This is a genomic window from Dellaglioa sp. CoH-57-MRSF-21 (genome assembly GCF_056781915.1).
Map to the genome: position 1 here is coordinate 1 of NZ_JBXAXU010000198.1, position 268 is coordinate 268.

The window sequence follows — 268 nt, forward strand, 5'->3', positions numbered from 1 at the left end:
GTAAACCACAACGGTACGTGACTGTTATTGTTTTTCTTGACCCACGGCTTCATGTGATGGTATCATGCAGCTGCGCCGATTTTCGCTATCGGTGGGAAGTAGCGCTTAACCGAAAGGTTGCGGCAGAAATCGAGTACTCGAATGGTGAGCTTCCAGTGATCCGTAACCCGAGTATGCGCACCTCAAGCTGCAAACATTTGTTCAAGCTTTATGAAACCATCAAACCTCATCTTCCTGCGCGTCGTGCTGACGATAAGACGCCTCCGAT

Annotated in this window: 1 protein-coding gene; it reads left to right on the forward strand. The window is 49.3% G+C overall.

Going from position 1 to position 268, the window contains the following annotated elements; translation table 11 throughout:
- On the forward strand, nucleotides 1-268 hold a 268-nt coding region (locus tag AC1RPQ_RS08525; protein WP_481762351.1), incomplete at both ends, for a hypothetical protein.